The sequence below is a fragment of the Clostridium hydrogenum genome (genome assembly GCF_021432385.1).
GTDB lineage: Bacteria > Bacillota > Clostridia > Clostridiales > Clostridiaceae > Clostridium_S > Clostridium_S hydrogenum.
This window is the reverse complement of sequence record NZ_JAEACT010000002.1, coordinates 79,158-93,397: the sequence shown is the minus strand read 5'-3', so window position 1 is coordinate 93,397 and position 14,240 is coordinate 79,158. Positions and strand designations below refer to the sequence as shown.

At 31.6% G+C, this 14,240-nt stretch carries 9 protein-coding genes; 7 read left to right on the top strand and 2 right to left on the bottom strand.

Annotated elements, in window-relative coordinates; genetic code table 11:
- Window positions 1-29 precede the first annotated feature (29 nt).
- The 7 genes from murI to CUEA01_RS00455 all read left to right on the top strand — a co-directional run bounded on the left by murI (window position 30) and on the right by CUEA01_RS00455 (window position 11,922).
- On the top strand, window positions 30-806 hold the full coding sequence (gene murI / locus CUEA01_RS00495) for a glutamate racemase (protein ID WP_234117171.1): 777 nt from the start codon (window positions 30-32) through the stop codon (window positions 804-806).
- A 1,388-nt stretch (window positions 807-2,194) separates the two neighbouring features.
- Window positions 2,195-2,635: a hypothetical protein gene (locus tag CUEA01_RS00490; protein WP_234117170.1), complete on the top strand. Its 441-nt coding sequence runs from the start codon at window positions 2,195-2,197 to the stop codon at window positions 2,633-2,635.
- Between the two features lie 74 nt (window positions 2,636-2,709).
- A complete protein-coding gene (locus tag CUEA01_RS00485; protein ID WP_234117168.1) occupies window positions 2,710-3,087 on the top strand; it encodes a DUF3783 domain-containing protein in 378 nt (125 codons plus the stop codon).
- Between the two features lie 11 nt (window positions 3,088-3,098).
- A complete protein-coding gene (locus CUEA01_RS00480; protein WP_234117167.1) occupies window positions 3,099-3,764 on the top strand; it encodes a helix-turn-helix domain-containing protein in 666 nt (221 codons plus the stop codon).
- 377 nt (window positions 3,765-4,141) lie between these two features.
- The gene (locus tag CUEA01_RS25070) at window positions 4,142-7,612 is read left to right on the top strand and encodes a S8 family peptidase (RefSeq protein ID WP_329603919.1); all 3,471 of its coding nucleotides are present in this window, start codon (window positions 4,142-4,144) and stop codon (window positions 7,610-7,612) included.
- Between the two features lie 106 nt (window positions 7,613-7,718).
- On the top strand, window positions 7,719-9,044 hold the full coding sequence (locus tag CUEA01_RS00460) for a peptidoglycan-binding domain-containing protein (RefSeq protein WP_234117165.1): 1,326 nt from the start codon (window positions 7,719-7,721) through the stop codon (window positions 9,042-9,044).
- A gap of 1,078 nt (window positions 9,045-10,122) precedes the next feature.
- On the top strand, window positions 10,123-11,922 hold the full coding sequence (locus CUEA01_RS00455) for a heme NO-binding domain-containing protein (RefSeq protein WP_234117164.1): 1,800 nt from the start codon (window positions 10,123-10,125) through the stop codon (window positions 11,920-11,922).
- Window positions 11,923-12,101: 179 nt separating this feature from the next.
- On the opposite strand, the gene CUEA01_RS00450 is transcribed toward CUEA01_RS00455, so the two are convergent.
- Window positions 12,102-13,049, bottom strand: coding sequence for a radical SAM protein (locus CUEA01_RS00450; protein ID WP_234117162.1), 948 nt, complete (start codon window positions 13,047-13,049; stop codon window positions 12,102-12,104).
- 15 nt (window positions 13,050-13,064) lie between these two features.
- Window positions 13,065-14,129 carry a YkvI family membrane protein gene (locus tag CUEA01_RS00445; RefSeq protein WP_234117158.1) on the bottom strand — a complete coding sequence of 355 codons (1,065 nt, stop codon included), beginning with the start codon at window positions 14,127-14,129 and terminating at the stop codon, window positions 13,065-13,067.
- Window positions 14,130-14,240: the final 111 nt, after the last annotated feature.

Here is a 14,240-nt window from a genome sequence, read left to right as displayed (position 1 = left end):
TAGTTTATTTAAGTTCTGAGGTGATATTGTTGAATATTAAGAGTAGACCAATAGGAGTTTTTGACTCAGGTGTTGGTGGAATAAGTGTTTTAAAAGAGGCAGTAAAGGGACTTCCAAATGAAGATTTTATATATTATGGAGATTCTAAAAATGCGCCATATGGTGAAAAGAGTGTAGATGAAGTAAGAAAGTTGACTTTTAATGTTATAGAAAAGCTTCTAGATAAGAAGGTTAAAGCTATTGTGGTTGCTTGCAATACGGCAACAAGTGCTGCCATAAATGAAATTAGAGAAAAATACGGCGAAGTTATGCCTATCATAGGAATTGAGCCTGCACTTAAACCAGCAATAGAATTAAATAGAGAAGGCAAAGTTATAATTATGGCAACACCACTTACTTTGCAGGAAGATAAATTTAGAAGTTTGATGGAAAAATATGAAGAAGTAGCGGATATAGTTCCACTTCCATGCGCTGGACTTGCTGAAATAGTAGAAGAGGGTGAATTGAGGGGTAAGGTGGTTTGTGATTATCTTCAGGATAAGCTTAATAAGTACAAGCAAGAAAAAATTGCAGCTATTGTGCTAGGATGTACACATTATCCCTTTGTAGCTCATGAAATTTTAAACATAGTACCCAAGGAAACACCTATTATTGATGGAAGCGATGGAACTGTAAGACAACTAAAAAGAAAGCTCCAAAGTAGAAACATTCTTAATGATAAAGAGGAAAAAGGAAAAGTAGAAATAATAAATTCCCTTAATGATGATATGGTAGACTTAAGCTTTAAATTACTTAATTATAAATAAGAAAAATTTAAATGTTGTGAAATGAAGTGTAGTGCAAAATCAAAGAACCTTTGGCAGGTGTAGAAAAATGATGTTAGTGAACAGCGGCTCAAAATCCTAAATAAAATTAATAAAACTAAGCGGCAAATTTTTTAAAGCTTAAGAGCTTTCGATAACTCGCAAAGATTAGCTCAGACAATCTAAAGCTCTAAAGCTTTAAAAAATTTCCCACTAAGTTTTATACAATTTTATTTTAGAAATTTTTTCGCCACTATTCCCTAACACCATTTTTTCCCTACACCTACCAAAGGTTCTTTGATTAATCCACTACAGCTTTGTTTCACAATATATAATTATTTTCTAACAACTTAATACAGTAATTTTAATGATTTCAGTAATAAGTATTGTTTTTGTACTAAACCAAAATTCCGTAGGCACGCTAATATTTTTGATTAATTTATGTCTTTGAAATGGATCACTAGAAATTAATAGTATAGATTCAAGAATCTTAATGGGCTTACGCCCAAGCATCTGGTATGTGTTCTTTCCGTAAACAACTGTAAATGCGAAGTAAGAGTGGTTCAGGATGGTTTAAATAAAATTTTAATAAAACTTAGGTAAAAAGTTTTAAAAGCCTTAGATTTATTAATTTTGTTGGCTATGGTTTAAATAAGTGTTGATTTTCACACTTATTTAAACCATAGCTTCCTTTAGTATTTGGGGCTATTTTTAAAAGAATGCTGATGTGATGTGCTCACTTTTATGGACTCTTAGGATTGCTCGTTTATAATTTGAGTAATTTTGACTAGGACGGTCAAAGCCATTTAGGCATCCGGACGATGCATCTAAATGGGTAGCAAATTATAAACGAGCAATTCTTAGAGTCCATTAATGTCCATAATCTCATATCAGCGTTGTTTTAAAATATAGCCATTTTATTTAATATCCTGAAATACACTTGCTTCGCAATAATTATTTTTTTTCATAGTTTTTCACATAAAATTTTTTGCAGAATAAATTGGTAATGTAGCACTATAGATACATGAGCAGAGAGGATGGAGTATAAATTGTAATTCATCTTGCTAAATTACAATTTAACATAGAGTACGGAGTACAGAGTACAGAGTACAACGAAGGATGATTTTTCTCCGTTAGCACTGCGAAAAATCTGAAAACTTATTTTTTTATTGCTGCGCAATTGCGCCATATATGGTGCTCAGCGAAGCTGACAACATTAAGTTTAAGATTTACCTGAGAGAAGCGAAAGGCAAATCATCATTCACTGTACTCTGTCATCTGTACTCTGCTCGATAAATTGTAATTTGTCAGGATAAACTTTATATTTGCAATTTCAATGTTTCACCCAGTTTATCTATAGTGATAAACTATGGAAATAAGGTGATTAAATAATGAAAGTTTTTACTTTAGGCAAGTTAGATAATACCGATTTACGCTTTAATAACAATGTGAAAATGCAGAAAGAAATTACAATTACTTCTGATAAGGAATTTAATTCTGTAAAAATAATAAATCCTAAAGGTACAAATGCAATATATATTATTGAAAATATCGGAATTAAGGTTTATGATGATAATAAATTAAAACTTTGCATTGGAGAAGAAAAATGCGATGAAGATGGCGATAAATTAAAAATAGACTACAAGGTTTTAAATGAGCTTAATGATTATATTGAGATTAAAAATTCGTATATGGTAAAAACTAAAGTAAATGAAATACTTAATGAACAGATAATATTCATTTTACCAAACGGATGTTTAATCTTAAAATTAGATAAACCTATAAATAAGATGAAAATAAAAATAAGATGTAAAGAAGAAAAAATTTTTTAAATGTAATTTACAATTCACAGTTTACAATTATTGTGCATTGTGAACTGTGAATTGATTTTAAGGAGGGTACTAAAATGGAAAACAAGAGTCAAGTATTAATATACGGTTTTACAAATGATGAAATTTCTCAAATAAAAGAAACATTCAATGAAAGTAAAATACCTTCTATTTTAACATTAAGTGAAAGCATGGCTAAAATGAAAATTAATGATATAATGGAAGGGAAAGAAAACCTAACGGATGATACTAAATTACCTGATGAAAAGTTGGTATTATTTAATAATGTATCAGATAAAAAAATAGAAAAAGTTATACCAGCGGTTATAAAAATATCTAATAAGAAGCCAATATTTGCAGTAGTAACACCTGTTTCGATAAATTGGTCATTAAAATATTTAATTGAACACATGATAGATGAAAGAAGCTGGTACTTGAAAAATAACAAAAAGTAGGGGATGACAAAATGAGTAGGGTAGGAGAAAAAATTAGAACTATAAGAGAAGAAGCTAATTTAAGTCAAAAACAGTTTGGTAAAAAGCTAGGCGTAAATGAAGGCTTTGTAAAGGAAATAGAAGAAGGAAGAAAAGTTATAAATGATAGTCTTATATCAAGAATAAAAAAGGTTTTTGGCAAAGATATAAATGATATAAATATGATTGCAGATAATGAAGATAAGGATGAAAAGCCAAGAGTATTGTCATATGAACCTAAAAAGAAAGATACAAATGAAACTTGGATGAATGCTTTAAGTTCAATACTTAAGGATGTTGTAATATATGATTATTATTTTAATAAAACTTTTGGTTCAAAGCAGCTACCTGTAGTTGGTGGTAAGGTTGAAGGCTATAATCAAGATAAAGTTTTTTTTATAAAAATTCAAGATAATGATATGCTTGGTTTTAGAATGATGGAGAATGACATAGCTTTTGGACATATAATACATGAAGTTGAAAACAACGCAATTTGTTTAGTTGAATATGGCGGAGAAAGATATGTAAGACAAGTTAAAAGATTAGATAGTAGCAAGCTACTTCTTATAAGCAACAATGGAAATGTTCATACGCAAACAGCGAACACAAAAGAAGTAAAGGTAATAGGCAAGCTCGAGAAAGTTGAATTTAAACTATAAACATATAAAAACGACTCAGATTTTGAGTCGTTTTTTTTATTGTACATTCATATATTGTAATAAAGGTAGATAATTTAAATTTCATACATCTAAAACATTAAGAACCTTTATTCAGAGTACAGAGTACAGTGAAGGATGATTTTCTGTAGCAAAGCTACAGAAAATCTTAAAACTTATTTTTGATTGCTTATGCAATCGTATCATAATATGTTGTTCAGCGAAGCTGACAACATTTAAGTTTAAGATTTACCTGACGAAAGGAAGGTAAATCATCCTTAACTGTACTCTGTCATCTGTACTCTGTACTCTGGTTTAATTGGTTCGTAATAATTTTAGATTGTGAAATTTAGTTGAGTAATAAAATAAGGAGCAGATTAGTGAAAAATAATGATCCTTTCATAGACCTATTTATGAATGTCCCCAATCCAATAAAACTTCAACTTCTTTCACTAAAAAACCAAAATAAATCACAAAATGTTGAGTTAATAATAAAATATGTGGATAACCCATTAAAAGTAAAAACAGCTGTGGATAATATAGGAGGTGTTTTTGAAGATTTAGGTTATAGTTTTGGAATTATAACGATACCTATTGATAAATTACAAAGTGTAAATACCATACCTCAAATTGAATATGCAGAGCTTCCTAAAAATTTATATACAGATTTTTCAGAGGGGAATAGAGCTAGCTGCATAACTGAAGCCTGGGAGGTTTATAAACTATCTGGTGCAGGAGTGATGGTTGGCTTTATAGATTCTGGCATTGATTATTTGCATCCAGCTTTTAGGGACAAAAATGGAAAGAGTAGAATAGATTATATTTATGATTTAAGCTCAGGAGGGAAGGTTTGGAACAATGAAGATATAAATAAGGCAATTAATTCTAATGATCCTTTTGCTGTAGTGCCTGAAAGAGATGACGTTGGTCACGGAACACACGTAACGGGTATAGCCTGCGGTGATGGAAATATTGATGAAAGATACTATGGTCCTGCATATGAAAGTAGAATTGCTATGGTTAAGATGACAGGGGAAGGAAAGGTTAATTACGGAAAAAGCACTCAACTTATGAGGGGCGTTAAATTTTTAGTGGATAGAGCCAATGAAAGAAATATGCCGCTTGTGATAAATTTAAGTTTTAGCACTAATGATGGGGCACATGATGGCACAAGTCTTCTTGAACAATATGTAGAGACAATTTGTAATCTAGAGAGAATATCCTTTGTAATTGCGGCTGGAAATGAGGGAGACAGGGCACATCATGTAGGAGGAGTTTTAAGAGATAATCAAACAATATCAATGAGTGTAGCAGCTGCAGAAAAAGTTATTTTAGTACAATTATATAAAAATTTTATTGATGATATAAGTATTGAAATAAAAAATCCTGCTGGTAATAGTACTGGTGTTTTTCAAGTTAAAGAAGGTTACAAGGATGGCAAACTTCAAAGTGATAGCTATTTTATATATGACAGTGGTCCCAAACCCTTTAGTATGAATGGTGAAGTTCTTATAAGCTTAGTTGCTGGAGGCGACGCTCTTCTTTCTGGAACTTGGAGTATTACAATTTATGCTGCAACAGGGCTTGGAGATATTTATGATATGTGGATGCCTGTATCAGAGGGGCTTAGCGCACAAACTAAATTTTTAAAACCAGATGTTTATAATACCTTAGGTATACCGGGGACTGTAGAGAACGCTTTGACGGTTGGAAGTTACGATTATTTAACTGGAAATATATCAAGCTTTTCTGGTAGAGGTAAGCTTGCAAAGGCTTGCTTTACAAAACCTGATTTAGTTGCACCAGGAGAAAACATAGAATCATCAATACCAGGTGGAGAATACGACAAATTATCTGGAACTTCAATGGCAACCCCAGAAGTATCTGGCGCAGCAGCACTTTTGATGCAGTGGGGAATTGTGCTTAAAAATGATCCTTTTATGTATGGTGATAGATTAAAATATTATATTTTAAAAGGAGCAACAAGGACTAGAACCGATGTTAAATATCCCAATCCAGTTTGGGGTTATGGTCAATTATGTTTAAGGAGAGGATTAAATTTGGCTTCAGGTGCTAGAAAAAGAAGAAATATGAATAGGGCAGTCAATTGTAGTGAGGTTTATGCCTTAGATAATTATGAAAATTATATAGTTGAATATGAAGGGGATATAGCAGCAGCTTTTTCTAAAATAGATTATGCATGTGAGTTTCCACTTGGTGATAGATATGCTATCGTTTCAGTTAGGCAAGATAAGGTTGATGAACTTTTTAGTACAGTTAAAGAAATAGTTTATCCAGAAAGAGCATCTTTATATACGATGTGTGCTGTTTCACCCTTAGAAACTGCCAACATTAATCAATTTCATAATAATCCATATTTAAATCTTACAGGCAGAGGTGTAATAGTAGCTTTAATAGATACTGGAATTGATTACTTAAATGATGAATTTATAAATGAGGATGGTACAACTAGAATTTTAAGTATTTGGGATCAAGGAGATGCAAGTGGAAAGAATCCTACTGGTTTTTATATGGGAACAGAATATAGTGAGGCAGATATAAATGCGGCAATTCAGCTAAGTAAAAACAAGGGCAATCCATATAGCAAGGTTCCAATGAAGGATGAAGTAGGGCATGGAACAAATACAGCAAGCATTATAGGTGGAAGAGGAAAATATATAGGGGCAGCACCAGATTGTCAGTTTATAGTAGTTAAACTTAGAACTACTAAGAAAAGTACTTTGTATAGCAATGGTGTTAATGAAGCCACATGCCCTGTATTTAGCAGTACAAGTTTAATTCAAGGAATAAAATATGCATATGATAGAGCGTCAAAAATAAACAAGCCAACAGTAATTTATATACCACTCGGAACAAATATAGGTGGGCATGATGGAAATTCACTTATTGAAAGATATATAGACGAACTATCCAAAATTAAAGGTTTAGTTGTTGTTACTGGTACAGGAAATGAAGGAGACAGTGATACACACACATCAGGAGTAATGGCTAAAACCAATGAAGAAAAGACAATTGAACTTAAAGTTGATAATAATCAAGAAAGGGTATATATGCAAGTTTGGTCACATAAGCCTGATAAAATTTCTATAGGTATAGTATCGCCATCTGGGGAGATTATAGAAAAAATTCCAGCTAAATCGAAGGGGAAACAGATAACTAAATTAGTTTATGAAGAGAGCATAGTTAGTGTACAATATTATTTTCCAGAAGAGCTTACAGGCGATGAATTAATTGAGGTATTAATAGAAAATGCAAAGCCCGGAATATGGAATTTTAAGCTTACAGGAGATAATATAACAGATGGGAGATATGATGCGTGGATTTTACAAAGAGCTCTTATTAAAGAAGGAACTAGATTTTTAAATCCTTCACAGTATATAACCCTTACATTACCATCTACAAGTAATCAAATAATATGTTGTAGTTATTATAATCAAGCTAATAATACTTTGATGCCTAGTTCTGGAAGAGGATATACAAGAGATGGGAGGGTAAAACCAGATGTTTCAGCAGGAGGCTACGAGGTACCATGTGTAGGAAACGGCGGACAAATGCAAACCTTGACAGGGAGTAGTGCGGCATCAGCTGTGCTTGCTGGAGCTGTAGCGCTTATTTTACAGTGGGGTCTAGTAGATGGAAATGATAAAAATATGCATGCGACAAAAGTAAAAACTTATCTTATACGAGGTGCATATAGAAGACCAGGAGAAACATACCCTAACGAGCAGCTTGGATATGGTTTTTTAGATTTAAATGGAGTTTTTCAGAGTCAAAGAGGCGATAGAAAAGAAAGCGGAGTATTTATTAGATTACCTAAAAAATATATTTAGTATAATAAATGTTAGTATATGGTTAATGCACATGTGCATATGTTATATATGATGGATAAATTTTTATGGGTTTATCTTTAGTAAGAATAATTAGGAGAATAGAAAAATGGCTAATGGACAGCTGCAGATACAAGTTTTTAGAGGTAATAATTATATACCACAAGAAAAAGCAAAAGTAACTATAACAGGAAGGGATAGTACAGGGAAAACGCAAGAACAAGTTGCATATACAGATAGTTCTGGACTTACAACCCCTGTAGAACTTACAACTCCTCCTTTAGCATATTCCCAGAATCCTACAAACCAAGTGCCATATAGTTTTGTAGATATAAGGGTAGAGGCTCTAAATTTCAAACCTTTATTTGTAAGAGGATGTCAAATTATGCCCGATAGTGTGGCAATACAAAATTGTAATTTAACACAGAATTTAACAAGGCAGGAGGAAGTTATAGATGTAAAGCCAAATACATTAGTTGGTAATTATCCACCTAAAATTCCTGAGGCACCTGAAAAACCTTTGCCTAAGCCACCAAGTGGTCTTGTTGTATTGCCTCAACCTGTAGTTCCACAGTATATCGTAGTTCATGCAGGAGGACCAGATGAAGCTGCTCCCAATTATACCCTTAGGTTTATGGATTATATAAAGAATGTAGCTTCTTGTGAGATATTTTCCACATGGCCTGAAAGTACCATAAGGGCAAATGTTCTTTGCATAATATCTTTTGTATTGAATAGAGTTTACACTGAATGGTATAGGGGGAAAGGTAAGAACTTCACCATAACAAATTCCACAGCTTTTGATCAGGCTTTTAATTACGGAAGAAATATATATAAAAGTATTAGTAATGTCGTTGATGCTATTTTTTCAACTTATGTAAAACGTCCAGGAGCAAAACAACCACTTTTAACTCAGTTTTGTGACGGAAAAAATGTACAGTGCCCTGGATGGCTTACTCAGTGGGGAAGTAAGTACTTAGGTGATCAAGGGAAAAGAGCTCCAGAAATTTTAAGAAATTTTTATGGAGCGGATCTTCAATTTGATACGGCCCAAAAAGTAGCAGGGATTCCGGAATCATATCCCGGTTATGTTCTAAGAGTAGGTTCCACAGGTACACCGGTAAGAACAATACAAACTTATTTAAATAGAATTTCTGTAAATTATCCTGCAATCCCTAAACTTGCAGTTACTGCATATTACAATGACGCTACAAAGAAGTCAGTAACGGAGTTTCAAAAAATTTTTTCAATGCCAGCAATAGGTGTTGTAGATTATCCTACCTGGTATAAGATATCTGATGTTTATGTAGCAGTTACTAAGATAGGTGAACTTAGAGGGGAGGATAATTTAGAAGTAACTAAGAATGGACTTTTTGTTCCACCACATTTGTATAAGGATGGTCATGTACCAGTAATGGAGTATCCAGAAGAATAATAGTATTTTAAAATACTTAAATATTGAGAAGCAAAGTGTAGTGCAAAATCAAATAACATGGAACAGGTGCATTAAAAATAATGTGGTCTACGAGTATCTCAAAATCTTAAATAAAATTAATAAAACTAAGTGGCAAATTTTCCGAAAACTTAAGAACTTTCAATAACTCGCTGAGGGGAAGCTCAAACAATTGAAAGTTCTAAAGTTTTCAAAAAATCCCCCACTAAGTTTTATACAATTTTATTTAAAATATTTCTTCGACACTCGTATACCACATCATTTTTTTAATGCACCTGTTCCATGTTATTTTGATAATTTCACTACAGCTTTGTTTCACAATGATTAAAAAATGCGAACCAAAAATCAGAGTACGGAGTACAAAGTACAGTGAAGGATACACTTACTAGGGGGTTGGGCTTAGCACATGTATGTTCTTTAACTTAGTAGATGCACTGTCAATAGTAGTGCAATAAAACTTTGTATATTAATAATCCTTGCTACAAAAAATCTTATAACTTATTTTTTGATTGCTTACGCAATTATAGCATTTCTTGTTTTTATCTTAAAATTCCGTAGGCACACTAATATTTTTAATTAATTTATGTCTTTGAAATGGATCACTAGAAATTAATAATATAGGTTCAAGAATCTTAATGGGCTTAAGCCCAAGCCTCTGGTAAGTGTTCTTTCCTTTAAAACCATGTACATTGCGAAGTAAGTGTGTTGTAGGATGATTTAAATAAAATTTTATAAATCTTAGGTAAAAAACTTTAACAGGCTTAGATGTTTCAATTGTCTGAGCATGTTTTTAGCGAGTTATTGAAACTTCTTAGACTTTTAAAGTTTTTTGCCTTAGATTTATTAATTTTATTTAATATCCTGCAATACACTTACTTCGCAATAATTTTAAATTATTATTTTCGAGTATAAAGTTTAGTATTATTACCTCGACAATTTGAGTAAGAAAAAAATAGTTAACAATATTGTATTTGTGCTGTATAATTGATATATATTATTAATTGATAGTAATTTGTACAAAATATTTGTAAATAATGAAAGTAATGCATGAGGTGGTAATATGAAAGGTACGGTAGTTGGGACATGGGTAAAAACATGTAAAAAATTATATGGAAATGATATTGTAGAGGGTGCTTTAGATCAGGTTAAGCTTGGAAGAGGAAAAATATTTTCACCTGTTGAAGATGTAGAGGATAGTACTGTGTACAAGCTTATTGAAATTATATCTAATGGCGTTAATAAAAATAAAGATGAAGTGTGGGAAAGTATAGGAATAGACAATATAGCAGGCTTTTTCGATACCTTTCCTGCTTTTTTTGAACATGAAAACTTATATTCGTTTTTTAAATCATTATTTGACATTCATGTAGTTATGACTAAAAAGTTTCCAGGTGCAAAACCGCCTTTAGTATCAATAGAGCCAATATCTAAAAGAGAGGCTGTATTTACTTACAGATCCAAAAGGGGTATGTTTGCTTATCTCAAAGGATTAATAGAAGGGGCAGCTGAGTTTTTTAATGAGAAAATTGAAGTTGAGGAACTTGAAAGAACAGCGGATTCTGTAAAACTTAAATTTGTATTTGACAGAGATATTTATTATAAGAAGACTTATAAATTTAATAAATTACTTTCTTTTGGCTTTATAAGAAGTTTTGGCGCAAAGGTAGGAATATTTACATTTATAGTATCAATAATAACTTTTGTACCTATTTTAGGTGTACATAATTCTGTTAAAGCAATAATAGCAGCAGTAATCTCATCATTATCAGCATTTATTGCATCAGAAATTATGATATCGCCAAAGAGAATTATAAAAGAAGAGATTGCACGATTAAAAAATAATGATTTTAATGTACAGAGTAGCATAGTTACAAATGATTTCTTTGAGGATATACATTCTGAACTAAATAAATATTCTAAAGATATGTCAACTAATTTTGTTGGATTTAAGGGATTAACTGATGAAATGAATGCATTTGTAAATAATGTAGGAGAAATTTCTAAAGATATGAGTGATACTTCCAGCGAAATATCCGATGTCGTAGAACAAGTTGCTGATTCATTTGTAAGCCAAGCTGAGGATACTCAGGATAGTGTAACTATTTTAAATAAAAATATTGAATCTTTAAAGCAAGTAGTAGAGCATGAAAACAGCAATAAGACGCAATTAGAAAAAGCAATAGATAAAATTAATAATAGTTATAAAAGTGTTGAAACTACAAGTAAGACAATAGAAGAAAGCCTTGCTAAATTTGAGCAAGTAAGGAGCCAAGGTTCTGAGCTTTCAAATAAAGCTAAGGATATAACTGATATTGTACTTTTAGTATCAGATATATCAGAACAAACAAATCTTCTTGCACTTAATGCTTCAATTGAAGCTGCAAGAGCTGGAGAGATGGGAAAAGGTTTTTCAGTTGTTGCAGGCGAAGTAAAGAAACTTTCTGAGCAAACTAAGGAAGCTGTTGAAAAAATTAATTCTAATCTTGAAATGTTTGTTTCAGACATAGGGAGCCTTGTTTCTAAAATAGGAGAACAATACGATGTTCTTGAAAATGAAACTTCAAATCTTAAGAATGTTAGAAGATTAAGTCAAGATGCTAATTTTTCAGCAAAATCCGTTGCTGATGCCATGATTAAAACTGTAGAAAAGTTAAATGCAGAAGCGGAGTCCATATCAACAATTTACGAAAAAATGGAGAACCTTGCATCTGTATCAGAAGAAAATTCAGCTGCTTCAGAAGAAGTAAGTGCAAGTGTTACAAACTATATGAGTCAAATTAGCAAGCTTACAGAAAACATAGGAGAATTTAAGAAAATTGCTGAGAACTTTAAGGGAGACTTGAAGAAATACAAAATCTAGACAGAGGACTTGGTCAGAGTACAAAGTACAGAGTACAGAGAAGGAGGATTTATCTTCCTTGCGTCAGATAAATCTTTGAACTTATAGAACAAAAGCATTCAGCGCAGCTGAATGCTTTTACTTTTATAGGTTTGGGCGATAGCCAATTAAGTTTTAAGATTTTCTGCGTTAGCGGAAAATTAACCATCACTGTACTCTGTACTCTGTACTTTGTACTCTGCCCCTGCCTCGACTCCTCTAAGATCAAATTCTGGTACAAAACTTTCAGAGTTTGTTCCAGGTTCTTGTATAAATCCATTCTTAACGCCAATTGATAGACTGTAATCAATAAGAGCATCATAATGCTTGGGATTAAGTGGTTTGTTAATTTCGGGGTATTTTTCTGCATTAAACATAGGTGTATATTGATTCATTAAGCTTAAGTAAACTTTGTTACCAAAAGTTCTATAAATATAATCAATAACTTTTTTTGAATCAAAAAGAAGTCCAGGAAGCATTAAATGACGAATAATAACACCTTTTTTTATTAAGTTATTTTCATCAAATTGGGCTTCACCTACTTGATTAACCATTTCATTTATAGCTTTGGCAGCTATTTCAAAATAATTTGGAGCATGTGAATATTTTATGGCATACTTATCAGCAAAATATTTAAAATCTGGTAAATAAACATCTATGTAGCCTTTTAGCAATTTTATAGTTTCAACGCTTTCATAGCCATTAGAATTATAAAGTATAGGAATATTAAGTCCTTTAGCTTTGGAAAGTTTAATTGCTTCAATTATTTGAGCAGCATAATGTGTTGGAGTAACGAGGTTTATATTGTGAGCACCTCTTTCTTGTTGTTCTATAAAAATTTCACTTAATCTTTCTACAGAAACTTCTTTTCCAAAACCTTCTTGACTTATAGAGTGATTTTGGCAAAAAACGCATCTTAAATTACAATTAGCAAAAAACACGGTTCCAGAACCCTTTGTACCAGAAATGCAAGGCTCTTCCCAATTGTGAAGAGATACTCTTGATATTTTAATATTTTCGTTTGAATTACAGAAACCTAGCTTATTATTTAATCTATCAACTTTACAATTTCTAGGGCATAAGGTACAATGCGAAAGTAAATTGGTCAATTAAAAACACTCCCTTCATTTGTGTCTAACATAGAAGTAAATACATTGTACCATAAATATTAAACTTATGAGCCCAAATGCCGGATATAAAAATGAAATTAAGTTTGTAAAGCCCAGCCAAGAAATAGGTAATGCAATAATAATAATAACTATTATGGATTGGGTATAGTTCATTTTTAAGGAGCTATGCTGTATAGTTTTTGCTATGCTGTATATATCAGAAATTTCTGTTGAAAACATTTCGCACCATATTATACACAAAAGTATTAGTTCTATTATTTTTCCAAATCGACTTGAAATATAAAGAAGGGGAATTTCATACTTAAATATATAAGGTATATTTAGCATAAGCATAAAGTTTATCATTGAGGAAATAATAATAAGAAATATAGCGCCTAAGGCTGTGCCTAGTATTAGGTTTTTGGCTGTGGTGTTTTTATTTTCTACGCTTAAAGGTACAAGGACTCCACTGCAGCATAAAATGTTAAAACCAGAGTATAAAAAGCTTGAAAATAGCCAGTTACTTTTTTGAATTTTAACTGAATTTAATGTGTTTATATAAGAAACATCTTTTGAAAAAATAATGTATAAAACAAAAATCATTGTGATTACCGTAATTAAGCAAGGAACAATAATGGAATTTACTTCGATTAATCCTTCAGTATTCCTTAAAAGTACGATTAATGTGAAGATTATCATTAAAATGGAACCTATTAGTTTTGGAATTCTAAAGTATTGATTTAAAAGGGCACCACTTCCAGCAAGTATAATAGCTGCGCTGCTTATCATAAAAAAACTTGTAATAATATTTATAGTAGTGCCTAAAGCACCTGGGCTTACAAGGCTAATTAGCTCTTTATATGAGTGTAAATTATGTTTTATGCTTAATTTTATAATTATGGTGCCTAAAACTATGTATATTACTAAACATAAAGCAAGTCCAAAAAAACTTTTCATTCCATAAACCGTAAAAAATTGAGTTATTTCTTGACCAGATGCAAGTCCAGCACCAACTATTGTTCCTATGAATACAGCTGCTGTTTGAGTGATTATTTTTATATCATTTTTTAATGTTTGCATTTCAAAAATTACCCCCGTTAGATAATACTTCTATATATGTATATAGATTTAGGACAAAATAATGATTACGATTATAAATTTTGTGGAAAACTAGATATAAAATTTACTGTA